The 25,764-nt window shown below is 69.4% G+C and carries 25 protein-coding genes; 19 read left to right on the forward strand and 6 right to left on the reverse strand.

What is annotated here, in order from left to right:
* The first annotated feature begins 299 nt into the window (after positions 1–299).
* Positions 300–1,415 (forward strand): divergent polysaccharide deacetylase family protein, encoded by a 1,116-nt coding sequence (locus QNJ30_01430; GenBank protein MDJ0942096.1) that lies wholly within the window; start codon positions 300–302, stop codon positions 1,413–1,415.
* 34 nt (positions 1,416–1,449) lie between these two features.
* On the opposite strand, the gene trpE is transcribed toward QNJ30_01430, so the two are convergent.
* Together trpE and QNJ30_01440 are read right to left on the reverse strand one after the other, a co-directional pair.
* Positions 1,450–2,958: an anthranilate synthase component I gene (trpE, locus tag QNJ30_01435; protein ID MDJ0942097.1), complete on the reverse strand. Its 1,509-nt coding sequence runs from the start codon at positions 2,956–2,958 to the stop codon at positions 1,450–1,452.
* A 4-nt stretch (positions 2,959–2,962) separates the two neighbouring features.
* Positions 2,963–4,849: a peptidyl-prolyl cis-trans isomerase gene (locus QNJ30_01440; protein MDJ0942098.1), complete on the reverse strand. Its 1,887-nt coding sequence runs from the start codon at positions 4,847–4,849 to the stop codon at positions 2,963–2,965.
* 194 nt (positions 4,850–5,043) lie between these two features.
* On the opposite strand from QNJ30_01440, the gene tpiA reads away from it, so the two are divergent.
* The 14 genes from tpiA (at position 5,044) to QNJ30_01510 (ending at position 18,267) form a co-directional block, all read left to right on the forward strand.
* Complete coding sequence (tpiA, locus tag QNJ30_01445) at positions 5,044–5,796, forward strand: triose-phosphate isomerase (protein ID MDJ0942099.1); 753 nt, start codon at positions 5,044–5,046, stop codon at positions 5,794–5,796.
* Positions 5,797–5,941: 145 nt separating this feature from the next.
* The gene (gene secG, locus QNJ30_01450) at positions 5,942–6,283 is read left to right on the forward strand and encodes a preprotein translocase subunit SecG (GenBank protein MDJ0942100.1); all 342 of its coding nucleotides are present in this window, start codon (positions 5,942–5,944) and stop codon (positions 6,281–6,283) included.
* Between the two features lie 227 nt (positions 6,284–6,510).
* Positions 6,511–8,136, forward strand: coding sequence for a CTP synthase (locus QNJ30_01455; protein ID MDJ0942101.1), 1,626 nt, complete (start codon positions 6,511–6,513; stop codon positions 8,134–8,136).
* A 100-nt stretch (positions 8,137–8,236) separates the two neighbouring features.
* On the forward strand, positions 8,237–9,520 hold the full coding sequence (gene eno, locus QNJ30_01460) for a phosphopyruvate hydratase (GenBank protein MDJ0942102.1): 1,284 nt from the start codon (positions 8,237–8,239) through the stop codon (positions 9,518–9,520).
* A gap of 13 nt (positions 9,521–9,533) precedes the next feature.
* Positions 9,534–9,989, forward strand: coding sequence for a hypothetical protein (locus tag QNJ30_01465; GenBank protein MDJ0942103.1), 456 nt, complete (start codon positions 9,534–9,536; stop codon positions 9,987–9,989).
* Positions 9,990–10,095: 106 nt separating this feature from the next.
* Entirely contained in the window at positions 10,096–10,419 is a 324-nt protein-coding gene (locus QNJ30_01470; protein MDJ0942104.1) for a septum formation initiator family protein, read from the forward strand.
* Positions 10,420–10,580: 161 nt separating this feature from the next.
* The gene (gene pdhA, locus QNJ30_01475) at positions 10,581–11,630 is read left to right on the forward strand and encodes a pyruvate dehydrogenase (acetyl-transferring) E1 component subunit alpha (protein ID MDJ0942105.1); all 1,050 of its coding nucleotides are present in this window, start codon (positions 10,581–10,583) and stop codon (positions 11,628–11,630) included.
* A 24-nt stretch (positions 11,631–11,654) separates the two neighbouring features.
* On the forward strand, positions 11,655–13,037 hold the full coding sequence (locus QNJ30_01480; protein MDJ0942106.1) for a pyruvate dehydrogenase complex E1 component subunit beta: 1,383 nt from the start codon (positions 11,655–11,657) through the stop codon (positions 13,035–13,037).
* Positions 13,038–13,061: 24 nt separating this feature from the next.
* Positions 13,062–14,396: a pyruvate dehydrogenase complex dihydrolipoamide acetyltransferase gene (locus QNJ30_01485; GenBank protein ID MDJ0942107.1), complete on the forward strand. Its 1,335-nt coding sequence runs from the start codon at positions 13,062–13,064 to the stop codon at positions 14,394–14,396.
* Positions 14,397–14,409: 13 nt separating this feature from the next.
* Positions 14,410–14,772, forward strand: coding sequence for a cupin domain-containing protein (locus QNJ30_01490; GenBank protein MDJ0942108.1), 363 nt, complete (start codon positions 14,410–14,412; stop codon positions 14,770–14,772).
* A 4-nt stretch (positions 14,773–14,776) separates the two neighbouring features.
* Positions 14,777–16,189 (forward strand): dihydrolipoyl dehydrogenase, encoded by a 1,413-nt coding sequence (lpdA, locus tag QNJ30_01495; protein ID MDJ0942109.1) that lies wholly within the window; start codon positions 14,777–14,779, stop codon positions 16,187–16,189.
* 23 nt (positions 16,190–16,212) lie between these two features.
* On the forward strand, positions 16,213–17,166 hold the full coding sequence (lipA, locus tag QNJ30_01500; GenBank protein MDJ0942110.1) for a lipoyl synthase: 954 nt from the start codon (positions 16,213–16,215) through the stop codon (positions 17,164–17,166).
* Complete coding sequence (locus QNJ30_01505; GenBank protein MDJ0942111.1) at positions 17,163–17,783, forward strand: hypothetical protein; 621 nt, start codon at positions 17,163–17,165, stop codon at positions 17,781–17,783. The genes lipA and QNJ30_01505 overlap by 4 nt, the downstream gene beginning before the upstream one ends.
* Positions 17,784–17,808: 25 nt before the next feature.
* Complete coding sequence (locus QNJ30_01510) at positions 17,809–18,267, forward strand: type II toxin-antitoxin system RatA family toxin (protein MDJ0942112.1); 459 nt, start codon at positions 17,809–17,811, stop codon at positions 18,265–18,267.
* Between the two features lie 17 nt (positions 18,268–18,284).
* Here QNJ30_01510 and QNJ30_01515 read toward each other — a convergent pair whose 3' ends face one another.
* The 4 genes from QNJ30_01515 to QNJ30_01530 form a co-directional block, all read right to left on the reverse strand.
* Positions 18,285–18,911: a type II CAAX endopeptidase family protein gene (locus tag QNJ30_01515; protein MDJ0942113.1), complete on the reverse strand. Its 627-nt coding sequence runs from the start codon at positions 18,909–18,911 to the stop codon at positions 18,285–18,287.
* Positions 18,912–19,024: 113 nt separating this feature from the next.
* Complete coding sequence (locus QNJ30_01520) at positions 19,025–19,525, reverse strand: CinA family protein (protein MDJ0942114.1); 501 nt, start codon at positions 19,523–19,525, stop codon at positions 19,025–19,027.
* Entirely contained in the window at positions 19,513–20,013 is a 501-nt protein-coding gene (locus tag QNJ30_01525) for a phosphatidylglycerophosphatase A (GenBank protein MDJ0942115.1), read from the reverse strand. Before QNJ30_01525 ends, QNJ30_01520 begins: the two co-directional genes overlap by 13 nt.
* Positions 20,010–21,179: a bifunctional 2-C-methyl-D-erythritol 4-phosphate cytidylyltransferase/2-C-methyl-D-erythritol 2,4-cyclodiphosphate synthase gene (locus QNJ30_01530; GenBank protein MDJ0942116.1), complete on the reverse strand. Its 1,170-nt coding sequence runs from the start codon at positions 21,177–21,179 to the stop codon at positions 20,010–20,012. Before QNJ30_01530 ends, QNJ30_01525 begins: the two co-directional genes overlap by 4 nt.
* An 83-nt stretch (positions 21,180–21,262) precedes the next feature.
* On the opposite strand from QNJ30_01530, the gene ccsA reads away from it, so the two are divergent.
* The 4 genes from ccsA to ntrC all read left to right on the forward strand — a co-directional run bounded on the left by ccsA (position 21,263) and on the right by ntrC (position 25,740).
* On the forward strand, positions 21,263–22,066 hold the full coding sequence (gene ccsA / locus QNJ30_01535; GenBank protein ID MDJ0942117.1) for a cytochrome c biogenesis protein CcsA: 804 nt from the start codon (positions 21,263–21,265) through the stop codon (positions 22,064–22,066).
* A 100-nt stretch (positions 22,067–22,166) separates the two neighbouring features.
* Positions 22,167–23,180, forward strand: coding sequence for a tRNA dihydrouridine synthase DusB (dusB, locus tag QNJ30_01540; GenBank protein MDJ0942118.1), 1,014 nt, complete (start codon positions 22,167–22,169; stop codon positions 23,178–23,180).
* Positions 23,180–24,304: an ATP-binding protein gene (locus QNJ30_01545; GenBank protein MDJ0942119.1), complete on the forward strand. Its 1,125-nt coding sequence runs from the start codon at positions 23,180–23,182 to the stop codon at positions 24,302–24,304. Before dusB ends, QNJ30_01545 begins: the two co-directional genes overlap by 1 nt.
* Entirely contained in the window at positions 24,301–25,740 is a 1,440-nt protein-coding gene (gene ntrC / locus QNJ30_01550; protein MDJ0942120.1) for a nitrogen regulation protein NR(I), read from the forward strand. The genes QNJ30_01545 and ntrC overlap by 4 nt, the downstream gene beginning before the upstream one ends.
* The last annotated feature ends 24 nt before the right edge of the window (positions 25,741–25,764 follow it).

Genomic DNA, 25,764 nt, shown 5'->3' on the forward strand with positions numbered 1-25,764 from the left:
TCGCCGGGAGCGAAGAAAGCGCTGCCCGCCCGGTCGGGCGCCGCGCCAGCCCGCCGCAGGGCTGAGGATCATAAACCGAACCTTAACCTTCGTCTTCCAATGAAGGTGCAGTCGCCTGGCGGGCGAGCGGCAAGGGGCGCCGGTCCGAGCTTTCGAGTCGGCGGGCCTCTCGGCGAAAGGGACGCGACGTGGGACGAAGACGGCGCCGAAAGCAGCCGCAAAAGGCGAAGACCGCAAAACGCACGACGCCCAAGAAGGCGCCGGCGCCGCGCAGGGAGCCTTCGCAGCAGTCCTGGCTCGTGTTCGGGGCGGTCGGGCTGTTCTTCAGCGGCGCCCTGATCGGCGCCGTCGTCGGGACCCAAATTGCCCGCGACGACTTCGAGACCCGCTTGGCGGCCTTGGAGAGGCCGGCCGCCGAGCGCGCCGCGCCCGGCATGTGGCGCCGCGGTCCGTCGCGGCATGACTTGGCCGTGTTCCGTCCGGCCAGGCCAGCGCCGCCCGCGCCCGGTTCCCTGCCTAAGGACGGCGGGGCGGAGCGCGACCCGGCGCAGGCCGGCTTCGAACCGGAGGCGAGGGCGGAAGCGGGCGAGCCGGACGAACCCGTCTCGGCGCCCCCCGACGTGGCAACCGAGGAGCCGAGGCGGCTGGCCCATGTGGAGCCGACCCGGGAAAGCCCGGTCGAAATCTCGGAACCGGCCTGGCGGCGCCATGCCGTGCCGGTGGGCGCACTCCAAGGCCGCCCTGCAATTGCCATCGTCCTCGACGATCTCGGGCTCAACCTGCCGAATACCCGCAAGGCGATCACGCTGCCCGCGCCGCTCTCGCTGGCCTTCATGACCTACGGCTATGATCTGCCGCGCCTGACCCGGCGCGCCAGAGAGGCCGGACACGAGCTGCTGGTGCACCTGCCCATGGAGCCCAGGGACCGTGCGACCGACCCCGGGCCGAACGTCCTGATCACCGGCATGGCTGAGGCCGATCTGGCGCAGCGCCTGGACTGGGGCCTTGGCCGCTTCGAGGGCTTCGTCGGGGTCAACAACCACATGGGCAGCCGCTTCACCGCATCGGCGCCCGACATGGCCCTTGTGATGCAGGCGCTGAAGCGCCGCGGCCTGCTGTTCCTCGACTCCCAGACCATCGCAGACAGCGTCGGCGGGGAGGTGGCCGAGGCCTTCAGTGTGCCCTTCGCCCGGCGCGACGTCTTCATCGACAACGTCGCCGAGGCCGATGACATCCGGACGCAGCTCGCGAAGCTGGAACGGCTGGCGAGCCGCCGCGGCTACGCCGTCGGCATCGGCCATCCCTACAGTGAGACGATCAGGGTGCTGGAGGCCTGGATCCCGGAGGCCAAGGCCCGCGGCTTCGTCTTCGTGCCGATCAGCGACATCGTGGGACGCCGCAACGTCTCCGGCTGAGGTCCGGCGCATAGGCCGGTTGAAGGCTCTCCGCTCACGTCTTTTGGGCCGCGAAACGCATGGCTTCCTCGGCTGCCCGGATGACGGCGCGCGCCTTGTTGCAGCTCTCCTGATACTCGGCCTCGGGATCGCTGTCGGCGACGATGCCGCCGCCGGCCTGGATCACGACCTCGCCGTCCTTCACCAGGGCGGTGCGCAGGGCGATGCAGGTGTCCATGGCGCCGCCGGCGCCAAAGTAGCCAACGGTCCCGGCGTAGATGCTGCGCCGCTCGGGCTCCAGCTCGTCGATGATCTCCATGGCCCGGACCTTGGGCGCGCCGGAGACCGTTCCGGCCGGAAAGCCGGCGACCAGGGCGCTCATCGCGTCCTCGCCCTCGGCCAGGTCGCCGATCACATTGGAGACGATGTGCATGACGTGGCTGTAGGTCTCGACGGTGGACTGCTCGGTGACCCTGACGCTGCCGACCTTGGCGACCCGACCGACGTCGTTGCGGCCAAGATCCAGCAGCATCAGGTGCTCGGCGCGTTCCTTGGGGTCGGCCAGCAGCTCCTCGGTCAGCTGCCGGTCCTCCTCGGCGCTGCGCCCGCGGGGCCGGGTGCCCGCCAGGGGCCGGATCGTCACCTCGCCCTCGCGCAGCCGGACCAGGATCTCGGGGCTGGAGCCGACGATCGAGAAGCCGCCGAAGTCGAGGAAGAACAGAAAGGGCGAAGGGTTGAGCCGGCGCAAGGCGCGGTAGAGCGAGAAGGGCGGCAGCGCGAAGGGCAGGGTGAAACGCTGCGACAGCACGACCTGGAAGACGTCGCCGGCGAAGATGTACTCCTTGCCGCGCTCGACCATGGCCCGGAAGGCCTCCGGCGTCATGTTCGATTTCGGCTCGGGCAGCGCCGCGGCCGCCTCGACCGGCTCGCGCCGGTAGGGCAAGGAGCGCTCGAAGTCGACGACCACGTCGGACAGCCGCTCGCAGGCCCGTCCATAGGCGGCCTTGGCGCCGACTTCGGGGTCGGGCCAGACCGGGGAGAAGACCGTGATCAGGTCCTCGACCCGGTCGAAGACCGCGATCACGCTTGGCCGCAGAAAGACCGCCTCGGGCACGCCCAGGACGTCCGGGTTCTCGTCGGGCAGACGCTCCATCTGCCGGACCATGTCGTAGCCCATGAAGCCGACCAGGGCCGAGGCCATCGGCGGCAGGCCCGGTGGCAGGTCAATGCGCGATTCCGCCACCAGCGCGCGCAGGGTCTCCAAGGGCTTGCCGGACAGGGGCTCGAAGCTCTGCAGGTCGAAGTGGGCCTGGCGGTTGATCTCGGCGCGGCCCTCGCGGCAGCGCCAGATCAGGTCCGGCTTGCGACCGAGGAAGGAATAGCGGCCGATGGTCGCACCGCCTTCCACGGACTCGAAAAGGAAGCTGTTGGGCCGGCCGTCGGCGAGCTTCAGGAAGGCGGAGACCGGGGTCTCCAGGTCGGCCACCAGGGTGGTCGAGACGATCTGCGCCCGGCCCTCTTCGTAGGCTCGGGCGAAGGCCGCGAAGTCGGGCTGTGCGCGCATCGGCTCAGATGTTGCCGGTCAACTGATCGACCAGCTGCTGGTTCACCGTGATGTCGTAGCGTTCGCGCAGGGCGGCGATGAACTGGGCCATGAAGTCCTGCTGAAGGCCGGCCCCAAGCTGGTCGCGCAAGGCGGCCAGGCCTTCCGGGTCGCCGGCCGGGTCGGCCGGCAGGATCTCGACCAGCTTGGCGACGACATAGCCGTCCGAGGAGGCCGCGGTGACCACGCCGTTCGGCTTTGCCTCGAAGAGCCGGCCGGTCAACTCGGGTGCGGGCACCTTTTCCGGGCCGCTGTCCTCGCGCCGCAAAGGCTCGGTCTTGGCCAGGCTCAGGCCTTCGGTCGAACCGATCCCGGCCAGGTCGCCGGCCTCGCCGAGCCGCTGGGCCAGGCTCTCGGCCTTCTCACGCAGTAGGCGGTCGATCTCCTGCTCGCGCCAGGCGGTGAGGGCCTCGTCGCGGACCTCGGCGAAGGGGCGCTGCGCGCTCGCGGTGATGCCGTCGACACGGACCACGAAGTAGCCGCCGTTGGCCGTCTCAATGACCAGGCTTTCCTCGCCGCTCTCCAGGTCGAAGGCCTCGCGCAGGAAGGAACGCGGGTCCGGCAGGCCGGCCACTTCCTGGTCCGCGCGGTCACGGCCGTTCCGTGCGATCGCGTCCACCTTCTTGATTGGCAGGCCGAGGCTGTCCGAAACCTGTTCCAGGGTGTCGCCGCGGCCGAGGTCGTCGTCCAGCTGGCCGGCAGTATCCAGGATCCGGTCCAACGCCTCGGTCTCGGTCAGCTCCTGGAGCAGACTTTCGCGGACCTCGGCGAAGTCGGGTTCCTGACGCGGCTCGATCGTCCCGACCCGCACGAGGTGCCAGCCCAGCGGAGATTCCAGGGGTGCGCTGGCCTGCTCCGCCTCGAGCGTGAAGACCGCGTCGGCGATCTCGGGCAGAAGCTCTTCCCTGGTCAGCACGCCAAGGTCGATGGGCGGGTTCCCGGTGGTCTCCTCGGCGACGACGGCGAAGTCGCTGCCGGTCGCCAATTTCTCAGCCGCCGCCTTGGCCGCGCCTTCGTCGGGCAGGATGAACTGCGCGATCTGGCGCCGCTCGGGGACCACGTACTCTTCGCGGCGTTCCTCGAAGGCCGCCCGCAAGTCCTCCTCGGGAATGCTGATCTCGGCGGAGACGTCCGCGACCGCCAGGTGGAGGTAGGTGAGGCTGCGGTACTCCGGCGCCATGAAGCGGCCGCCATTGTCCCGGTAGAAGGCCTCGAGCGCCGCTTCCTCGGGATCCGCCGGCACCTCAACCCCGGTGCGCGGCAGGACGAGGTACTCGGCGATCCGCCGTTCCGAACGATAGCGGTAGAGGATGTCCGCGAGGCTCTCCGGGGCGGCGATGCCTTCGGTGACCGCGGCGTTGATCTGATCCTGGTTAGTCTCCCGGCGCAGCTGATCCAGCAGCATGCCCCTGGTCATGTTCGCGTTCCGCAGGGTCTGGTCCAGGATCATCTGGTCGAACTCGCCCGCGGCATTCTGGAAGGCGGAGATCTCGCGGACCACCTTGAGCAGCTGCTCGTCGCTGACCACCAGCCCCATATCGCTGGACAGCTGATCGAGCAGGGCCCGGTTGCTCAGCTCGCCGAGGACCTGATCGACCAGGCCGAAGCTGCGCGCCTGGCGCATGTCCATCGGCTGGCCCAGCATCTGCTGTATGCGGTCCATGGACTGCCGCAGGGCCCGGTCGAAGTCCTCGCGCGGCACCTGGGTGTCGCCGACCTGGATCACCGAAGAGCTGAGCGCCGGACCGCGCACGATGTCGCCGATGCCCCAGACCGCGAAGCTCAGAATCAGAAGCCCGAAGAGGATGAAAGTGACGATCTTGGCACCGGTTTTGCGCAGGCTGTTCAACATGGCGGGGCTGTTGTCTCCCGGTCTCGGCTGTCGGCTTCGCAGATGAGGCTCGGCGCAAAAGGCGTCGGCGTTCGTGGGCGCGGCATCTTAGAGTCGCGGGATTTGCCCGGCAACACGCAAATCTCGGCGGGCTTTGCGGGCCTTGCGGCACTGTGCTAAGGGACCGGTCAGGCTTAGCAGGGAGGGGTCCGACCATGCGGCGCAAGCTGATTGCCGGCAACTGGAAGATGAATGGCTTGCGCGCCTCTTCTCGAAATCTGGCGCAGAGCCTGCTGGACGGGATCGCCTGCGCGGCACCGTCCTGCGACCTTCTGGTCTGCCCGCCCGCGTGTGTGCTGGAGACGGTCGGCGGCATGATCGCCGGGACGCCGATCGCGCTCGGCGGCCAGGACTGCCACAGCGCCGAGGCCGGCGCCCACACCGGCGACATCTCCGCCGCCATGCTGAAAGACGCCGGCTGCGCCTACGTCATCCTCGGCCATTCAGAGCGGCGCAGCGATCACGGCGAGACCGACGCCCTGGTCCAGGCCAAGTCGGGCGCGGCGCTGGCCGCCGGCTTGACCCCGATCGTCTGCGTCGGCGAGACCGCAGCGGAGCGGGACGCCGGCCGCACCCTGGCCGTGGTCGAAGCCCAGCTGGCCGGTTCCCTGCCACGGCTCGGACCCGGGCAGGTCCTGGCAATCGCCTACGAGCCCGTCTGGGCCATCGGCAGCGGCCGGACCCCGAGCGCCGCCGAGGTCGGCGAGCTCCACGGCGCGGTCCGGCGCTGGCTCGAGGCCAGGCTGGGCAACGAGGCCGCGGCGGCCGTCCGCATTCTCTACGGCGGCTCGATGAAGCCGGCCAATGCCGCAGAGCTGCTGGCCGTAGCGGAGGTCGACGGCGGCCTGATCGGCGGTGCCAGCCTTAAGGCCGAGGATTTCCTGGCCATCGCCCGGGCCTGCGGCTAGGCCCTGCCGCGGGCTGGAAATCCGGGCTGGTCAGGGGCCGCCGGAGCCGCTAAAAAGCTGCCGCGACCGACCCGGCCTCAGCGGCATGCGCCCGCCGGCCCGGACGTCGCCAGCGCCCCCGGACAAGAGCAACGAGACCGAACCGATGACCACCGTCCTCCTCGTCATCCACCTGCTTCTTGCGATCGCCTTGATCGGGACCGTCCTGCTCCAGAAGAGCGAAGGCGGCGGCCTCGGAATCGGCGGCGGCGGCGGCGGCGGGGGCGGCATGAGCGGATTCCTGACCGGCCGCGGCACGGCCAACCTCCTGACCCGGACCACCGCGATCCTGGCCGCCTGCTTCATGGTGACCAGCCTGACCCTGACGCTCCTGGCCGGCGGTGACCGGGAGGCGGGCTCGATCCTCGACGCCCCGATCCAGAGCGAAACGGCCCCGGCGGAAACCGGCCAGGGCGAGCCGGCGGAGCCCTCGGTCCCGGTTCAGTGACCGGGATCTCGAAACCCCAGGACGACCGCCCCACGAATCGAGATCGCTTTCTTTCGCTCGCCAGGCCGAGGCGCGCGCGGATGGCCCCTTGCGGCGCCCCCGCGAGACCTCGGCGCGGCCCGGCAATTCTCGCTTTCCGCTGGGATTCTGCGGCCTCCGTGACAATTGCGATGACGCGCCCCGCGGAGGCTTGCCCCGGCCGGTCGTTGGACCGATAGTGCGGGTCCATGGCGCGGTTCATCTTCATCACCGGCGGCGTGGTCTCCTCCCTCGGTAAAGGTCTTTGCTCTGCGGCCCTCGGCGCGCTGCTCCAGGCGCGCGGCTTCAAGGTCCGCCTGCGCAAGCTCGATCCTTACCTCAACGTCGATCCGGGGACCATGAGCCCCTATCAGCACGGCGAGGTCTACGTCACCGACGACGGGGCCGAGACCGACCTCGACCTGGGGCACTACGAGCGCTTCACCGGCGTGCCCTCGCGGCGCGGCGACAACGTCACCACCGGGCAGATCTACTCCCAGGTCCTGGCCAAGGAACGGCGCGGCGAGTACCTGGGCGCCACGGTCCAGGTGATCCCCCACGTCACCGACGCGATCAAGGACTTCGTGCGGGCCGGGCTCACCGACGAGGACTTCGTGGTCTGCGAGATCGGCGGCACGGTCGGCGACATCGAGGGCCTGCCGTTCCTCGAGGCGATCCGCCAGCTCGGCAACGAGCTCGGCCGCGAGCGCAGCATGTTCATCCACCTGACCCTGCTGCCATACATCGCCTCGGCCGGCGAGCTGAAGTCCAAGCCGACCCAGCATTCGGTCAAGGAGCTCCAGAGCGTCGGCATCCAGCCGGACATGATCGTCTGCCGCACCGAGCACGAGATCGACGAGGACGCACGGCGCAAGATCGCCCTGTTCTGCAACATCCGCCGGGAAGCGGTGATCCAAGCCCTCGATGTCGACACCATCTACGCGGTGCCGCGCAGCTACCACGAGGAGGGCCTGGACCGGGAGGTCTGCCGCCACTTCTCGCTGGGCGGCGGCGCGCCCGACCTGGAAGTCTGGGACCGGGTGGTTGGCCGCATCCGCCAGCCCGACGGCGAGGTCACCATCGGGGTGGTCGGGAAGTACACCAGCCTAATCGATTCCTACAAATCCCTAGCCGAGGCCCTGACCCACGGCGGCATCGCCAACAACGTCCGGGTCAAGGTCAACTGGCTCGATTCGGAGATCTTCGAATCCGAGGGCGCGGTCGATCGCCTGGAGGGCGTCCACGGCATTCTGGTGCCCGGCGGCTTCGGCGAGCGCGGCTCGGAGGGCAAAGTGGCCGCCGCCAGCTTCGCGCGGACCAGGGGCGTGCCCTATTTCGGCATCTGCTTCGGCATGCAGATGGCGGTCATCGAGGCGGCCCGGAATCTCGCCGGCCTGGGCGGCGCGGGCTCGACCGAGTTCGGCGGCTGCGAGCACCCGGTGGTCGGCCTGATGACCGAGTGGACCCGCGACAACGTCGTCGAGCGCCGCGACGCCGCCAGCGACCTGGGCGGCACCATGCGGCTCGGCGCCTATCCCTGCCTGATCGCGGAAGGCAGCCAGGTCGCCGGGATCTACAGCGCGACCGAGATCAGCGAGCGCCACCGGCACCGCTACGAGGTCAACATCAACTACCGCGCCAGGCTCGAGGATGCAGGGCTGCGCTTCTCCGGCCTGTCGCCGGACGGGGAGCTGCCGGAGATCGTCGAGTTGCCGGCGCATCCCTGGTTCATCGGCGTCCAGTTCCATCCCGAGCTCAAGTCCAAGCCCTTCGCGCCACACCCGCTGTTCACCTCCTTCATCGAAGCGGCGGTCGCCCAGTCGCGGCTGATGTAGGCGCCGTCGATGTGGATAGCTTGTAGCGGGCCAACGCTCATGGAGTATGTTGGGCCGCCGTCACTCGTCTTGCCGGTCCAGTGAAGAGGGAAAGAGGATCATGACAGCCATCGTCGATATCCGGGGCCGGGAGGTCCTCGACTCCCGCGGCAATCCCACCGTCGAGGTCGACGTGGTGCTGGAGAGCGGCGCCTTCGGCCGCGCCGCGGTGCCCTCGGGCGCCTCGACCGGGGCGCACGAGGCGGTCGAGCTGCGCGACGGCGACAGGGCGCGCTACCGCGGCAAGGGTGTGCTCCAGGCCGTCGAGGCGGTCAACCACGAGATCCTCGACGTGCTCTCCGGGCTCGACGCCGAGGACCAGGTCCAGATCGACATGATGATGGCCGAGCTGGACGGCACCCCGAACAAGGCCCGCCTCGGCGCCAACGCCGTGCTCGGGGTCAGCCTCGCGGTCGCCAAGGCCGCGGCGGAGGAAGCCGGGCTGCCGCTCTACCGCTATGTCGGCGGCACCCAGGCGCGGAGCCTGCCGGTGCCCCTGATGAACATCATCAACGGCGGCGCCCACGCCGATAACACCATCGACTTCCAGGAGTTCATGATCGCCCCGGTCGGCGCCGACAGCTTCGCCGAGGCCCTGCGTCACGGCGCGGAGGTCTTCCACGCCCTGGGCGGCCAGCTCAAGGCGGCGGGCCACAATACCAACGTCGGCGACGAGGGCGGCTACGCGCCGGGCCTTTCGACCGCGGAAGAGGCCCTGGACGCGGTCATGAAGGCGATCGAGGCGGCCGGCCTGAAGCCGGGCGAAGATATTCTCCTGGCCCTCGATACCGCCAGCACGGAATTCTACCGCGACGGCAAGTACCACCTGGAAGGCGAGGGCAAGACCCTGGACTCCGAGGCCATGGTCCGGCGCCTGGCCGAGCTGGCCGCAGCCTACCCGATCCGCTCGATCGAGGACGGCCTGGCCGAGGACGACTGGGAGGGCTGGAGCGCACTGACCGCCGAGCTGGGCGCCAAGGCGCAGCTGGTCGGCGACGACCTCTTCGTCACCAGCACCGAGCGGCTGGCCCGCGGCATCGAGGCCGGCGCCGGCAACGCCATCCTGGTCAAGGTCAATCAGATCGGCAGCCTGACCGAGACCCTGGCGGCGGTCGAGATGGCCCAGAAGGCCAGCTTCGGCGTGGTCATGTCGCACCGCTCGGGCGAGACCGAGGACAACACCATCGCCGACCTCGCGGTGGCGACCAACTGCGGCCAGATCAAGACCGGCTCGCTGTCGCGCAGCGACCGGACGGCCAAGTACAACCAGCTGCTGCGCATCGAGGAGGAACTCGGCCTGGCCGCCCACTACCCCGGCGCCCGAGTCTTCGCCGGGAGCCGCTGAGGCGGAGTCGTCCTTGAGGACTTGGACGCAACTGCCCTTCCGCTGGCGGCGCAGCGGCCTTTTGGTCCTGTCCCTCCTGCTCTTCGTCCTGCCCTGGCTGGCTCTGGCGGGCGAGAGCTATTCCGGCTGCGGCTTCCGTGACCTGGCCGGGGCGGTGCGGGCCGCGGCCGAGGGGCCGCTGGCGGCGCCGATCGCCTGGGACCTGGTGATCTTGCAGCCGGCGGCCGCGCTCGCCGGCCTGATCGTGGTGCAGCGCGGCTTAAGCCGGAAAGCCGCAGATTTCCTGGCCGCATTCGCGATCTTCGTCGGACCGCTCGCGATCGTCATGGCGCTCTACGAGGTGCCCGAGGTCTCGCTGCGGCCGGCCGGCTATGCGGTCCTGGCACTGGCGGCGCTGGCCCTGGTCCTGGATTTCCGTCCGGGCCTGGCCACCCGAAACCCCGAAGATCCCGAGGCGCCCGGGACCTGAGCGCAGGGCCGGGTCCGCGGTCCCGGCCTTGGCCATCGAGGGATCGCTCCGAGAATCCTAAGCTTTTTGGTTGACGCCGCGAATCGGCCTGTGATTCTCTGGGTCCATGTCAAGCGTCAGGGACATCCGGCGTCGGGTCCGGCAGGTCGCCCCCCAGTTCCTCTCGGCCTGCGTGATGCTGTACTTCCTCTACCATGCGATCCAGGGCGACCGCGGCTTCCTGGCCTGGCTCAGTCTGAACAAGGACCTCGAACAGGCGAAGCTGGCCGCCGTGGAGGTGGAAGCGCAGCGGGAGCGTCTGGAAAGGCGGGTCGGCCGGCTGCAGCCGGAGCATCTGGACCCCGATCTGCTGGACGAGCGCGCCCGGGCGCTGCTGAACCTGGGCCGGCACGACGAGGTGGTCATCGTACGGCCGCGGCCGAAGGACTAGCCGGCACTTTGTCCACACTTGCTTAATCAAAATCGCATTAATTCAATAAAATCACATGTTTTTCAGGGCCATGCGCCCTGTTGCCTTCGTTAACCTTCCGCACTATTTTCAAGCCATAACAACTCCCGATCACAGGGATACATTCCGTTTCCGAGGGTGACATGGCCAATCCGAAGAGCAGCGCGACCCGGGCCGGCGGCTCCGGGCCGAAAAAGCGGACGCGCAAAGGCAACGGTATCGCCGACTTTCCCGCCGAAGAGCTGATCGCCTACTACGAGGAGATGCTGCTGATCCGCCGCTTCGAGGAGAAGGCGGGGCAGATGTACGGCATGGGCCTGATCGGCGGCTTCTGCCATCTCTACATCGGCCAGGAGGCCGTGGTGGTCGGGATGCAGGCGGCGATCACCGACAAGGACACGGTGATCACGTCCTACCGGGACCACGGCCACATGCTGGCCTGCGGCATGGATCCCAAGGGCGTGATGGCCGAGCTGACCGGACGCCGCGGCGGCTATTCCAAGGGCAAGGGCGGCTCGATGCACATGTTCAGCCGTGAGAAGGGCTTCTACGGCGGCCACGGCATCGTCGGCGCCCAGGTCCCGCTCGGCACCGGCATCGCCTTCGCGCACAAGTACCTCGACGAGCCGGCGGTCTGCCTGACCTACCTCGGCGACGGCGCGATCAACCAGGGCCAGGTCTACGAGTCCTTCAACATGGCCTCGCTCTGGCAGCTGCCGGCGATCTACGTCATCGAGAACAACAAGTACGGCATGGGCACCAGCAGCGACCGCGCCTCGGCCCGCAGCACCGAGCTCTACCAGCGCGGTCAGTCCTATGGCATCCCGGGCCAGCAGATCGACGGCATGGACGTCCTCGCCGTCAAGGCCGCCGGCGAGAAGGCCGTGGCCCACGCGAAGGGCGGCAAGGGCCCCTACATCCTGGAGGCGATGACCTACCGCTATCGCGGCCACTCGATGTCCGACCCGGCCAAGTACCGCAGCAAGGAGGAGGTCCAGAAGGTCCGCAAGGAATACGACCCGATCGACCAGCTGCGCAGCGCCCTGCTGGCCGGCGGGATCATAGACGAGGCCAGGCTCAAGGACATCGACCGCGTCGTGAAGGCCAAGGTCTCGGAGGCCGCGGAGTTCGCCCAGGAGAGCCCGGAGCCCGATCCTGCCGAGCTCTACACCGACGTCTTTGTCACGGCCTGAGCGGGCCATCGCGGGGAGGCAATCATGGCGATTCAGATACTCATGCCGGCGCTGTCGCCGACCATGACAGAAGGCACGCTCGCAAAGTGGCTGGTCAAGGAGGGCGACAACGTCAACTCGGGCGACGTTCTCGCCGAGATCGAGACCGACAAGGCGACCATGGAGGTCGAGGCGGTCGACGAGGGCACCGTCGGCAAGCTGCTGATCGCGGAAGGCAGCGAGGGCATCGCGGTCAACACGCCGATCGCCGTCCTGCTGGAGGACGGCGAGGACGCCTCCGCGATCGAGGGCGCCGCGGCGGCGCCCGCAGCCGCGCCGGCGGAGGCGCCCGCCGAGACGCCGGTCGCGGCGCCGGCAGCGCCGGCCCCTGCGATCCAGACCGCGGCCGCGACTCCGGCGCCCGAGCCGGAGTGGACCGGCGAGACCGTGACCCTGACCGTGCGCGAGGCCCTGCGCGACGCCATGGCCGAGGAGATGCGCCGGGACGAGAAGGTCTTCCTAATGGGCGAGGAGGTCGCGCAGTACCAGGGCGCCTACAAGATCAGCCAAGGGCTGTTGGAGGAATTCGGCGCCAGGCGGGTAATCGACACGCCGATCACCGAGATCGGCTTCGCCGGGCTGGGCGTCGGCGCCGCCTTCTACGGCCTGAAGCCGATCGTCGAGTTCATGACTTTCAACTTCTCCATGCAGGCCATCGACCACATCGTCAACTCGGCGGCAAAGACGCTCTACATGTCCGGCGGCCAGATCTCCTCGCCGATCGTGTTCCGCGGGCCCAACGGCGCGGCCTCCCGGGTCGCGGCGCAGCACTCCCAGTGCTACGCCAGCTGGTACAGCCACCTGCCGGGGCTCAAGGTCGTCGCGCCCTATTCGGCGGCCGACGCCAAGGGCCTGCTGAAGGCGGCGATCCGCGACCCCAACCCGGTGGTCTTCCTGGAGAACGAGGTGCTCTACGGCCACAGCTTCGAGGTGCCCAAGGCCGAGGACTGGGTCGTTCCCATCGGCAAGGCCAGGATCGCGCGGCCGGGCAGCCACGTCACCATCGCCGCCTTCTCGATCATGGTCGGCAAGGCCCTGGAGGCGGCCGAGCTGCTCGCCGCCGAGGGCATCGAGGCCGAGGTCATCGACCTGCGCAGCCTGCGGCCCCTGGACAGCGAGACGGTGATCGCCTCCGTCCAGAAGACCAACCGCCTGGTGACCGCGGAGGAGGGCTGGGCCCATGCCGGCATCGGCGCGGAACTCGCGGCGGTGATGATGGAGCAGGCCTTCGACTGGCTCGACGCGCCGGTGGCCCGGGTTGCGGGCAAGGACGTGCCCATGCCCTATGCCGCCAACCTCGAGCACCTCGCCCTGCCGCAGCCCGCCGACATCGTCGCCGCGGCCAAGGCGGTCACCTACAAGAGCTAAGCGACCCTGCAGGGGACACCCGCAATGCCGATCAACATCCTGATGCCGGCCCTGTCGCCGACCATGACTGAAGGCACACTTGCCAAGTGGCACGTCAAGGAGGGCGATGACGTGGCCTCCGGGGATGTCGTGGCCGAGATCGAGACCGACAAGGCGACCATGGAGGTCGAGGCCGTCGAAGAAGGCACCGTCGGCAAGCTGCTGATCGCCGAGGGCACCGAAGGCGTGGCAGTCAATACGCCGATCGCCGTGCTGCTAGAGGAAGGCGAGGACGCCGGGGCGATCGCGGCCGCGCCGCCGCCCGCCGCGCCAGCCGCCGCGCCGGCACCTGCGCCGGCCGCAGCCTCGGGCAACGGTTCGGCGCCGGCCGCTGCTGCGGCCTCACAGCCCTCCGTCCCGACGCCACCGGCCACCGCGCCGAGCAACGGCGGCGGGCGGATCTTCGCCTCGCCCCTGGCACGGCGCATGGCCGAGCAGGCGGGCCTCGACATCGGCGGCCTGAAGGGCAGCGGCCCGCACGGGCGCATCATCAAGGTCGACATCGAGGCCGCCTTGGCCGGTGGCGCCCCGGCGGCGCAGCCGGCAGCGGTCCCGGCGAACGCCCTGGTCCCGGCGCCCGCGGCGGTCCCCGCAACGACCGGGCCCTCGGCCAAGGACCTGGCCGACCTGCTGGGCATGACCTACCAGGCTCTGCCCAACAGCAACGTGCGCAAGACCATCGCGCGGCGCCTGGGCGAGGCCAAGCAGACCGTCCCGCACTTCTACCTCTCGATCGACTGCGAGCTGGACAAGCTGCTGGCCGTCCGCAAGGAGCTCAACGCCCGGGGCGAGGACTTCAAGCTCTCGGTCAACGACTTCGTGATCCGCGCCTCGGCCCTCGCCCTCAAGGCGGTGCCGGCCGCCAACGCCTCCTGGACCGACGCCGAGATCCTGCTCTACGACCACGCCGACGTCTCGGTCGCCGTGGCTACGCCGAGCGGCCTGATCACCCCCGTGATCAAGCAGGCCGAGGCCAAGGGCCTGGCCGAGATCTCGAACGAGATGAAGGACCTGGCCGGGCGCGCCCGCGAGGGCAAGCTCAAGCCCGAGGAGTACCAGGGCGGGACCTTCTCGGTCTCCAACCTCGGCATGTTCGGGATCACTGAGTTCGCGGCCATCATCAACCCGCCCCAGGGCTGCATCCTCGCGGTCGGCGCCGGTCAGCAGCGTCCCGTGGTCAAGGACGGCGCCCTGGCCGTTGCCACCGTGATGACCTGCACCCTGTCGGTCGACCACCGGGTGGTCGACGGCGCGGTCGGCGCCGAGTTCCTGGCCGCCTTCAAGAAGCTGATCGAAGATCCGCTGGCGATGCTTCTCTAGAGGGAGCGGAGCCTTGGACAAGGTCAATCTGACGGAGAAGCTGGGACTGATCGGCGAGCACTGGAAGCCGCATCTGGTGGCCGAGCTCGACGACTACGAAATCAAATTGGTGCGGATCAAGGGCGACTTCGTCTGGCACAAGCACGACGAGGAGGACGAGCTCTTCCTTGTGATCAAGGGCGGTTTCCGCATGGACTTTAGGGACCGCCAGGTCGAGGTGGGCGAGGGCGAGCTGATCGTGGTGCCCAAGGGCGTCGAGCACAAACCCTTCGCGGAACAGGAATGCCAGGTCATGCTTCTGGAACGGCGCGGCGTGATCAACACCGGGGATGCCCCGGCCGGCGAACTGACGCGCCAGACCACGCCGAGGATCTAGAGCGATGGCAGACACTCAATTCGACCTCATCGTCGTCGGCGGCGGGCCCGGCGGCTACGTGGCGGCGATCCGGGCCGCGCAGCTCGGCATGAAGGCCGCCGTGGTCGAGCGCGAGCACCTGGGCGGCATCTGCCTGAACTGGGGCTGCATCCCGACCAAGGCGCTGCTGCGCACCTCCGAGATCTATCACTACATGCAGCACGCCGGCGACTACGGCCTTTCCGCCAAGGAGGTCGGCTTCGATCTGGACAAGGTGGTTAAGCGCTCGCGCAAGGTCGCCGGACAGCTTAACGGCGGGGTCAGGCACCTGCTGAAGAAGAACAAGGTCCCGGTCTTCGACGGCCACGGCCGGCTCGACGGCAAGGCCGGCGACCGCCGAAAGCTCCATGTTTCCAAGGACGGCAAGGGCGTCGCCGACCTCACGGCCAAGAACGTGATCCTGGCCACCGGCGCCCGGGCGCGGCAGCTCCCGGGCCTGGAGGCCGACGGCAAGATCGTCTGGACCTACAAGGAAGCCATGGTGCCCGACAGCTTCCCCAAGTCGCTGCTGGTCGTCGGCTCCGGCGCCATCGGGATCGAGTTCGCCAGCTTCTACCGGACCATGGGCGCCGAGGTCACCGTGGTCGAGGTCCTGCCGCGGGTCCTGCCGGTCGAAGATGAGGAGATCTCGGGCTTCGCCCACAAGGCCTTCGAGAAGCAGGGCATCAAGATCCTGACCGACGCCACGGTGAAGTCCCTGACCCGCAACCCGCGCGGCGTGATCGCGACGATCGAGGCCAACAGCAAGTCCGAGGAGATCGGCTTCGAACGCGCCATCATGGCGGTCGGCATCGTCGGCAACGTCGAAGAGCTGGGCCTGGAGGGCACCGCGGTCCAGGTCGACCGCAGCCACGTCACCACCGACCAGTGGATGGCCACCGGCGAGCCGGGGGTCTACGCCATCGGCGACCTGACCGGGCCGCCCTGGCTGGCCCACAAGGCGAGCCACGAAGGGGTCATCTGCGTCGAGAGGATCGCCGGTAAGAACGACGTCCATCCCCTTAACACCAAACGGATTCCAGGCTGCACCTATTGCCATCCCCAGGTCGCCAGCGTCGGCCTGAGCGAGGCCGCGGCCGTGGAAGCCGGCCACGACGTCAAGGTCGGCCGTTTCCCCTTCATGGGCAACGGCAAGGCCATCGCCCTGGGCGAGCCCGAGGGCATGGTCAAGACGGTCTTCGACAGCAAGACCGGCGAGCTGCTGGGCGCCCACATGGTCGGCGCCGAGGTCACTGAGCTGATCCAGGGCTACGCCGTGGCCATGACCCTGGAGACCACCGAGACCGACCTGATGCACACGGTCTTCCCGCATCCGACCCTGTCGGAAATGATGCACGAGAGCGTCCTTGACGCCTACGGCCGGGCCATCCACTTCTAGGTGGCCAAGAGGAGCGACCTGCCATGTCCGTGACGACAGAGCAAAAGCGGGTCCGCCATCCGGAGAAGGCGCACAAGCCGGACAACCCGGTCAAGCGCAAGCCGGCCTGGATCCGGGTCAAGGCGCCGACCTCGCCGGCCTACCACGAGACCCGGCGGATCATGCGCGAGAACAGGCTGGCCACGGTCTGCGAGGAGGCGGCCTGCCCCAACATCGGCGAATGCTGGGCCAAGCGCCACGCGACCATGATGATCATGGGCGAGATCTGCACCCGGGCCTGCAGCTTTTGCAACGTGGCGACGGGCAAGCCGGGCGCGCTCGATCCCTTCGAGCCCACCAACGTCGGCCAGGCCGTGGCCAAGCTGGGCCTGGAGCACGTGGTGGTCACCTCGGTCGACCGCGACGACCTGGACGACGGCGGGGCGCAGCACTTCGCCGAGACCATCCAGGCGATCCGCAAGGCCGCCCCGGGCACGACCATCGAGGTCCTGACTCCGGACTTCCTGCGCAAGGATGGCGCGCTGGAGGTGGTGGTCGCGGCCAAGCCCGACGTCTTCAACCACAACCTCGAGACCGTGCCCCGGCTCTATGCCGAGGTGCGCCCGGGCGCGCGCTACTTCCACTCGCTGCGCCTGCTGGACGAGGTCAAGGACCTGGATCCCTCGATCTTCACCAAGTCCGGCATCATGGTCGGCCTCGGCGAGAGCAAGGAGGAGGTCTACCAGGTCATGGACGACCTGCGCTCGGCCCGGGTCGACTTCATGACCATCGGCCAGTACCTGCAGCCGACGCCCAAGCACCACATCATCGACCGCTTCGTCACACCCGAGGAGTTCCAGGCATACGAGCGCCAGGCCTTCGGGAAGGGCTTCCTGATGGTCTCGGCCTCGCCGCTGACCCGCTCCTCCTACCACGCCGGGGATGATTTCCAGCGCCTGCGCGCCGCCCGCGAGGCCCAGCTCGCCGCCGCCGGTTGAGCGCGCCCGCCGAGACCGCAGATCCGAAGCAGAGGCCGGCGGCGCCGCGGGCCTCGCTCCGCTGGCTCTTCGCGGCCCTGGGACTCTACGTCAGCCTGCTGGCCCTGCTGCGCTACGGCGAGTTCCTCTTGGTCGAAGTCTTCGGCCCCAATCCCTGTTGCATCGGGGAGACGATCAGTGGCACCCGGTTGGCCTCCCTGACCTGGCTCGGGCTCTGCCTGCTGGCCGCCTTCCTCGGCCGCAGCTTCACGATCTGCCTCCTCTTCCCCGAGATCGCCTGGCCCAGCGCCCTCTGGCGCGCCTTCAAGGGCCTCTGGGTGATCGTGGCTGCCGGCACCCTTCTGATCTCAGGGCTGGCTCCGGGGCTCTGGAACGGTGAAGAACAGGCCTTCGACGGGTTCCTGCTCGTCCTCACCGCGCTGATCTCGGGCCCGGCCCAGGCCTATCTCGGCGGCTTGGCCCTCCTTCGGCCCGGGTTGCAGATGCTGTGGCGCCACGCCGCGCTTGCGATCGAGAACGGCGTCGTCCTGCTTCTGGCGAGCCTGGGCGTCTTGAGCTTCGTCGCCGCCTGCTCCAAGCTTGGCGGGCTCTACGACTTGCGCCTGGCCTGTCCCTAGAGCGCCGGGAACGAAACGGGAAGCGATGCCGACCCACGCCGAGAAGCGCCTGCTGCCCTACGAGCCGGAACAGCTCTTCGCGCTGGTCGCGGACGTCGAGCGCTATCCGGATTTCCTGCCCTGGTGCCTGGCGGCGCGGGTCACCCGCCGCCAGGACAACGTGATCCACGCCGACCTGATTATCGGCTTCAAGATGTTCCGCGAAGGCTTTACGAGTCGGGTCACACTCGACCGGCCGGCCAGCCGGATCGACGTCGCCTACACACGCGGACCCTTCAGATACCTCAACAACCACTGGATCTTCGACAGCCATCCGGAGGGCTGCCTGATCGACTTCTACGTCGACTTCGAGTTCCGCTCCCGCCTACTGAGGCGGGCCATGGCGCCGCTCTTCAACGAGGCCGTTGGGCGGATGGTGGCGGCCTTCGAGGCGCGTGCCGAGGATCTCTATCGGGGCGGCCCTGCGGCCTCCGTGGCGGGCTGATCCCGTCCGAGCTCGCGTCACCCGATGGTCAGCGCAAGCAGGACCAGATTGATCGCGTTGTAGGCCCCGTGCACCACGATGGCCGGCCAAAGCGAACCGCTGCGCTCGTAAAGCAGGGCGAGGACCACGCCAATGGCGAAGAGGGACGGCATCAGCCAGGGTATCGCGTGCACCGAAGCGAAGAGCGCTGCGGAAATCGAGGCCGAGATCAGCACACCGAGGTGGCGCCGCAGCCAGGCATAGAGAAGGCCCCGGAACAGCAGCTCCTCGACCAACGGCCCAAGACCGGCAGCGACCAAAAGCAAGCCCAGGAATGACGCGGGCGACAGGCCCTCCGCGGCGAGGATCGCCTCCTGCGGGTTGTCGAAGGTGCGGCCGACGAGGCGCTGCACCAAGATCATGAGCACCAGGGCCAAGGCGAAGGTCAGAAGGGTCACCCAGAGAGTCCGCCGGTACCACTCGGGCGCGGCCGGGCGCAGGCCTAGGTCCTGCCAGGAGAGGGCGCGCCGCCGGAACACGACGATATGGATCACCGCCAGCAAGCCGAGGTAGTGAAGTGCGAGCATGCCGACCAGGAAAAGCTGCTGGCCGACCTCGTTGCCGCCTATATGCGCGCGCAGGGACTCTCCCAGGAAGCTGCCCAACTCAATCGTTCCGAGAAGGATCGCGACGCTTCCGACTGCGACAAGGAGGATGTCCACGCCGGTCGGAGGCTGGCGCCGACGCAGCTTTCGAGGTCCGATCCGCGGCGGCGGGGTCATGGCCCGGCCGCCGGCACTTCTCCGGACAGCAGCTCGAAGGCTGCGGCGAGGGACGCGGCGCGCACCGCCTGGCGATCGCCGGAAAAGACGAAGCGGCGATGCTCCGGCGCCTGCCCGCTGCGGCAGAGACCCAGGTAGACCAGGCCGACCGGCTTGGTCTCGGTCGCCCCGCCGGGGCCGGCGATGCCGGTGACCGAGACCGCGACCTCGGCGCGGGAGCGGTCCAGCGCGCCAGCCGCCATGGCCTCGGCGACCTCGGCGCTGACCGCGCCCTTGGCGCGCAGCAGCGTCTCGGGCACGCCGAGAAGCTCCTGCTTGGCCTCGTTGGAGTAGGTCACGAAGCCGCGCTCGACCACGTCTGAGGAACCGGGGATCTCGGTCAGGCAGGCCGCGATCAGGCCCCCGGTGCAGCTCTCCGCGGTGACGATCCTGAGCCCGGCCCGGCGGTAGCGGGCGAGCAGGTCCTCGGCAGCGGCCGCGAGGTCTAAGGGAAACATGGCGGCACTCCGAAGGCAGCCAGCAGAGCATAGGCCGCCGCCGCGGCGAAGAGGCCGGCGACCATGTCGTCGGCCATGATTCCGAGCGCGCCGGAAAGGCGCCGTTCGGCGAGGCTGACCGGCCAGAGCTTGGCAATGTCGAACATGCGGAACAGGACGAAGCCGAGGACGAAGCTCTCGACCGTGAGGCAGAGCGGCGCCAGGGTCAGCCACTGCCCGGCGACCTCGTCGATCACCACGGCGCCGGGGTCCGGGTCGCCGCCGGCCCGCGCGTAGCGCCCGCTGACCGCCAGGCCGAGGCCGAAGACGGCGGCGGCGGCAATCAGCAGCCCCAGGTTGCCGCCGGCCCAGAGGATCAGGGCGGCGAAGGGCAGGGCGGCCAGGGAGCCGAAGGTGCCCGGCGCCGTGCGGAGCAGCCCGCTGCCGAACCAGGTGGCCAGCAGGGTCACCGGCGACCAGAAGGGCAGGGCGGGCCGGCGCAGCATCATCCGCCGGGCAGGTCCAGGCTGGCCGTGGCCTGGGCCGCGATGCCCTCGCGCCGGCCGGTGAAGCCGAGGCTCTCGGTGGTCGTCGCCTTGACGCTGACCCGGCCCCGGTCAAGACCCAGGATCTCGGCGATGCGCGCGACCATGGCCGCGCGCCGGGGCCCGACCTTGGGCGCCTCGCAGATCAGCGTCACGTCGAGGTGCACGATCCGGGCGCCCCGCGCCGCCGCGAGCTCCCCGGCGGCACGCAGGAAGACCGCGGAATCGGCGCCCTTCCACTGCGGGTCCGAGGGCGGGAAGTGGCTGCCGATGTCGCCCTCGCCCAAGGCGCCCAGGATGGCGTCGGTGCTGGCGTGGAGCCCCACGTCGGCGTCCGAATGGCCGAGCAACGCCCGGTCATGGGGCACCGCGACGCCGCAGAGCCGGATGGTGAGGCCGCCGGGCACCGGCGGGCCGAAGCGGTGGACGTCGAAGCCGGTGCCGCAGCGGGTCTCCCGCCGGCCCCCGGCCAAGAGGCCTTCGGCACGTTCCATGTCGTCCTTGCTGGTGATCTTGAAGTTGCGCTCCGCGCCCTCGACGACGCCGACCGCTAGCCCCGCCGCCTCCAAAAGGGCCGCGTCGTCGGTCAGCTCCCGCCCGGCGAGGTCGGCGTGGGCCGCCACGATGTCCGCGTAGCGGAAGCCCTGCGGCGTCTGGGCCCGCCAGAGGCCGCCGCGGTCGACGGTGCCGGAGATCGCTCCGTCCTCGACCCGCTTCAAGGTGTCGGCCACCGGAACCGCAGGTATCACTCCGGCGTGGTCGTCCAGGCCGGACAGGACCCGGTCGACGATCTCGCCGGAGACGAAGGGCCGGGCGGCGTCGTGGATCAGCACCCGCTCGGGTGCGATGTCGGCGAGGGCGGCAAGGCCGAGGCGCACCGACTCCTGACGGGTCGCACCACCGCCGACGGGCGGCCGGAGATCGAGCCCTGCGGCCGCGGCTTCGTAAAGCTCCCGGTCGTCGGGATGGATCACCGTCTGAACGGCGCCGATCCCGGGATGCGCCGCGAAGGCCTCCAGCGCGTGGCGCAGCACCGGCTTGCCGCCGAGGGCCAGGAACTGCTTCGGCAGCTCGGCGCCGAAACGATGGCCGCGGCCGGCGGCCACCACCAGGGCGGCTGCGTCAGGCATCTTCGCTCCTCGGAATCCACACTGAATCGAGGCAGACCCTAGAGCGCGATGGCGGTCCGGCCAAGAGGTGATATATAGGGGCCATGTGGCACGCCTCCGCGATGAGCTTCGCAGCCCTGGTCGCTCTGCTGCCCGGCGCGATTCTGCCGTTCCGGCGCCGGGTCGAACGCCCCGACATGGTCTACTGGCTCCTGCTCGCGGTTGCCCTGGCCGGCAGCAGCGCGGTCGCCGTGGCCGGCTTCAGGGGCGCGTGGAACACCGGATTCAGCGCGACGCTCTGGCTGTCGATCGCGACCACGCTCGCGTTCTTCATCCTGCTCTCGGCGGCGCTGCGCGAGGCCTGGCGCCTGGCCCCGCTGACGCTGCCCTACCTCTTGCTGCTCGGCCTGCTTGCGACTATCTGGGCGCAGGCGACCCCGCTGGCCCGGCCGGAAGCCGCCTTCGATGCCTGGCTGCGGATCCACATCGCGACCGCGCTGGCGACCTACGCCCTGGCGACCCTGGCGGCGGTCGCCGCGACCGCGGTCCTGATCCAGGAGCGGGCGCTCAAGCGCAAGCGGGAGACCGGCCTGTCGCGTCTTCTGCCGGCCCTGGCCGATGCCGAGCGGCTGGAGGTCAGCCTGCTGCGCTGGTCCGTCCTGGTCATGGCGGTCGGCCTGATGACCGGAATGGCCGTCCAGTATCTAAGCACCGGCCTGCTGCTGATCCTGGACCACAAGGTTCTCCTGTCCTTCCTCGCCTTCGCCGTCCTGCTGCTGCTTCTGGCCTTCCACCACACCACCGGCCTGCGGGGCCGCATGGCGGTGCGTCTGGCCCTCCTGGCCTACCTCCTGCTGACCCTGGCCTTTCTCGGGGTCAAGTTCGTCACCGACGTGCTGGCGGCCTGATCCTCGGAGGCGCGAGCGGGGGCGAGAAAAGGGCGTGCATCTTCGGCCCGGCCGGGGTACAAAGCCCAAAATTTCAGCAAGTAGCTTGAGTGATTAAAAATTGGGCATTCAGCTTGACGGCCTTCGCATTGCGACGCCCGTGATCCTGGCGCCCATGTCGGGGATCAGCGACCTGCCGTTCCGTCGCCTGGCCAAGGCCGCCGGGGCCGGCCTCGTGGTCTCGGAGATGATCGCCTCGCAATCGGCCATCCGCGAGACCCGGGAGAGCCTGAGCCTGTCCCGGAGCAGCCCGGAGGAGGCGCCCCTGGCGGTGCAGCTGGCCGGCTGCGAGCCCGCAGTCATGGCCGAGGCGGCGCGCCTGACCGAGGACCGCGGCGCGGCCCTGGTCGATATCAACTTCGGCTGTCCGGTGAAGAAGATCGTCAACAAGCAGGGCGGCTCCGCCCTGATGCGCGACGAACCCCTGGCCGCCCGAATCCTGGAGGCCACCGTCAAGGCGGTCAGCCTGCCGGTCACCCTGAAGATGCGCCTCGGCTGGGACGACGAATCCCGCAACGCGCCGCGCCTGGCGCGCATCGCCGAGGACTGCGGCATCCGCATGATCACCGTGCACGGGCGGACCCGGATGCAGATGTTCGACGGCCGCGCCGACTGGGCATTCTTGCGCCGGGTCAAGGAGGCAGTGTCCGTTCCCATAATTGTCAACGGCGATATCGTCGACGCGCCCTCGGCCCGCCGCGCCCTTGCGGCCTCCGGCGCGGACGGGGTCATGGTCGGGCGCGCGGCCCGCGGCCGGCCCTGGCTGCTCGGGGAGATCGCGGCCGCCCTCGGCGGTGCCGGCACGCCGCCGCCGGATCTCGAGGCGCAGCGCGCGCTGGTGCTGGCGCACTACGAGGACATGCTCTCGCACTACGGCATCGCCCGGGGCCTGCGGATCGCTCGCAAGCACTTGGCCTGGTACGGCGAAGCCCTGAGTGCGTGTGAAGGGGGTGCGCGTGAGGGGGGTGCGGATGAGGGGTTCAGGGCGAGGATCAACGCCGAAACCGAACCGGAGCGGGTCCGCGGCGCGATCGGCGCGCTTTTCGACGCGGCCTGCGCGCGGGCGGCGGCCTGATGACCGGCGTCACCGTCAAGCTCGCCAGGGGCGGCGACCTGCCGGCCGAGGTGATCCTCAACACCCTGGCCCAGCCCTTGGTCGTGGTCGACGGCGAGGATCGCCTGACCTATGTCAACCAGGCGGCCGAGCAGTTCTTCGAGACCAGCGCCAACGCGCTCCTGGGGCGCCCGCTGGCAAGCATCGTGCAGGCCGACAGCCCCCTCTTCGGCAGCCTGCAGCAGGCCCGGGAGTCCGGGCACAGCCTCTTCGGTCACGAGGTGGCGCTGGCCTCGCCCCGCATCGGGCAGCGCCTGGTCTCGCTCAGCGTGACGGCCATCCCGGATTCCCTGTGCCACGGGGCACCGGGCCAGGTGATCGTCAGCTTCGACGAGCGTTCGATCGCGCGCAAGATGGGCGACCAGCTCGTCCATCGCAACGCCGCCCGCTCGGTCACCGCCATGGCCGCCATGCTCGCCCACGAGGTCAAGAACCCGCTGTCCGGCATCCGCGGCGCCGCCCAGCTCCTGGAAGGCAGTGTCGCCGAGACCGACCAGGAGCTGACCCGCTTGATCTGCAGCGAGGCGGACCGCATCGTCAATCTGGTCAACCGCATGGAGATGTTCTCCAGCGACCAGCCGATCGCCCGCGAGCCGGTGAACATCCACCAGGTCCTGGAATACGTCCGGCGAGTCTCTCAGAGCGGCTTCGCCCAGGGCTACCGTTTCGTCGAGCGCTACGATCCCTCGCTGCCGCCGGTCCACGGCAACCGCGACATGCTGATCCAGGCCTTGCTGAACCTGGTGAAGAACGCCGCCGAAGCGGCCCAGCCGGGGGGCGGGGAGATCGTCCTGACGACCCGCTACAAGCCGGGCCTGCGCCTGACCGCGCCGGTCGGCGGCGACCGCCTGCACCTGCCGCTGGTGGTCACCGTCCAGGACAACGGCCCCGGAATCCCCGAGGAGCTGCGCCGGCACCTCTTCGATCCCTTCGTCACCACCAAGCCGGGGGGCAGGGGCCTGGGCCTGGCCCTGGTCGCCAAGGTGGTGAGCGATCATGGCGGCGTGATCGAGTGCGACAGCGAACCGGGGCGGACGCTGTTCCGGCTCCTGCTGCCGCTTTACCGCGAGGAGGCGCCCCGATGACCGACGCGACGATTCTGGTCGCCGACGACGACCGCGCGATACGCACCGTTCTGACCCAGGCCCTGGCCCGACAGGGCCACCGGGTCCGGACCACCGGCTTCGCCGCGACCCTCTGGGACTGGGTCGAGCGCGGCGAGGGCGACCTGGTGATCACCGACGTGGTCATGCCCGACGAGAACGGCCTCGACCTGATTCCGCGCATCCGGCGCCTGCGCCCGAACCTGCGGGTCATCGTCATGAGCGCCCAGAATACCCTGCTGACGGCGGTGCGGGCGACCGAGCGCGGCGCCTTCGAGTACCTGGCCAAGCCCTTCGACCTGCGGGAGCTGATCTCGACGGTCGATCGGGCCCTGGCCTCGCCTTGCAGGGCGGCGGATCCGGACACCGCCGCGGGCCCCGTCGCCGAGGAACGCCTGCCGCTGATCGGCCGCTCGCCGGCGATGCAGGAAATCTACCGGGTACTGGCCCGGCTGATGGGCACCGACCTGACCGCCATCATCTACGGCGAATCCGGGACCGGAAAGGAGCTGGTCGCGCGGGCGCTGCACGACTACGGCCGCAGGCGCAAGGCGCCCTTCGTCGCGGTCAACATGGCGGCGATCCCGCGCGAACTGATCGAGAGCGAGCTCTTCGGCCACGAGAAGGGGGCCTTCACCGGGGCGACCGCCCGCTACGCCGGCCGCTTCGAGCAGGCCGCGGGCGGCACGCTGTTCCTGGACGAGATCGGCGACATGCCGCTGGAGGCCCAGACCCGACTGCTGCGGGTACTGCAGGAGGGCACCTTCACGACGGTCGGCGGCCAGATCCCGATCTCCGGCGACGCGCGGATCGTCGCGGCGACTCACCGCAACCTCCTACAACTGGTCCGCCAAGGCCTGTTCCGCGAAGATCTCTACTATCGCCTCAACGTGGTGCCGATCCGGCTGCCGCCGCTGCGCGAGCGCAGCGAGGACATCCCGGAGCTGGTCCAGCACTTCCTGGCCGAGGGCGAGAAGCTCGGCCTGCCGCGCAAGTCCCTCGACGCGGAGGCCCTGGAAGCGCTCAAGGCCCATGACTGGCCGGGCAACGTGCGCGAGCTCGAGAATCTGATCCGGCGGCTCGCGGCGCTCTACAGCCAGGAGGTCATCGGCCGGGCCGACATCCTGGCCGAGATCAGCGATCCGGCCCCGACGGCGGCCGGACAGGCCCGCGAAGATGAATGCCTCGGCGACGCGGTGGAGCGCCACCTGACCGACTACTTCGCCGCGCACCGGGAAGGCCTGCCGGCGGCCGGCCTCTATCACCGGGTCCTGAAGGAGATCGAGCGCCCCCTGATTCAGATCTCTCTAGCGGCGACGCGCGGCAACCAGATCAAGGCGGCCGCGCTTCTCGGCCTCAACCGCAACACATTGCGCAAGAAGATCAAAGAGTTGGACATTCGCGTCTTCCGTAGCTAAGAATGCTGTTGCAGATCGGCAACA

It is taken from the genome of Kiloniellales bacterium, from assembly GCA_030066685.1.
In the GTDB taxonomy this organism is placed as follows: domain Bacteria; phylum Pseudomonadota; class Alphaproteobacteria; order Kiloniellales; family JAKSBE01; genus JAKSBE01.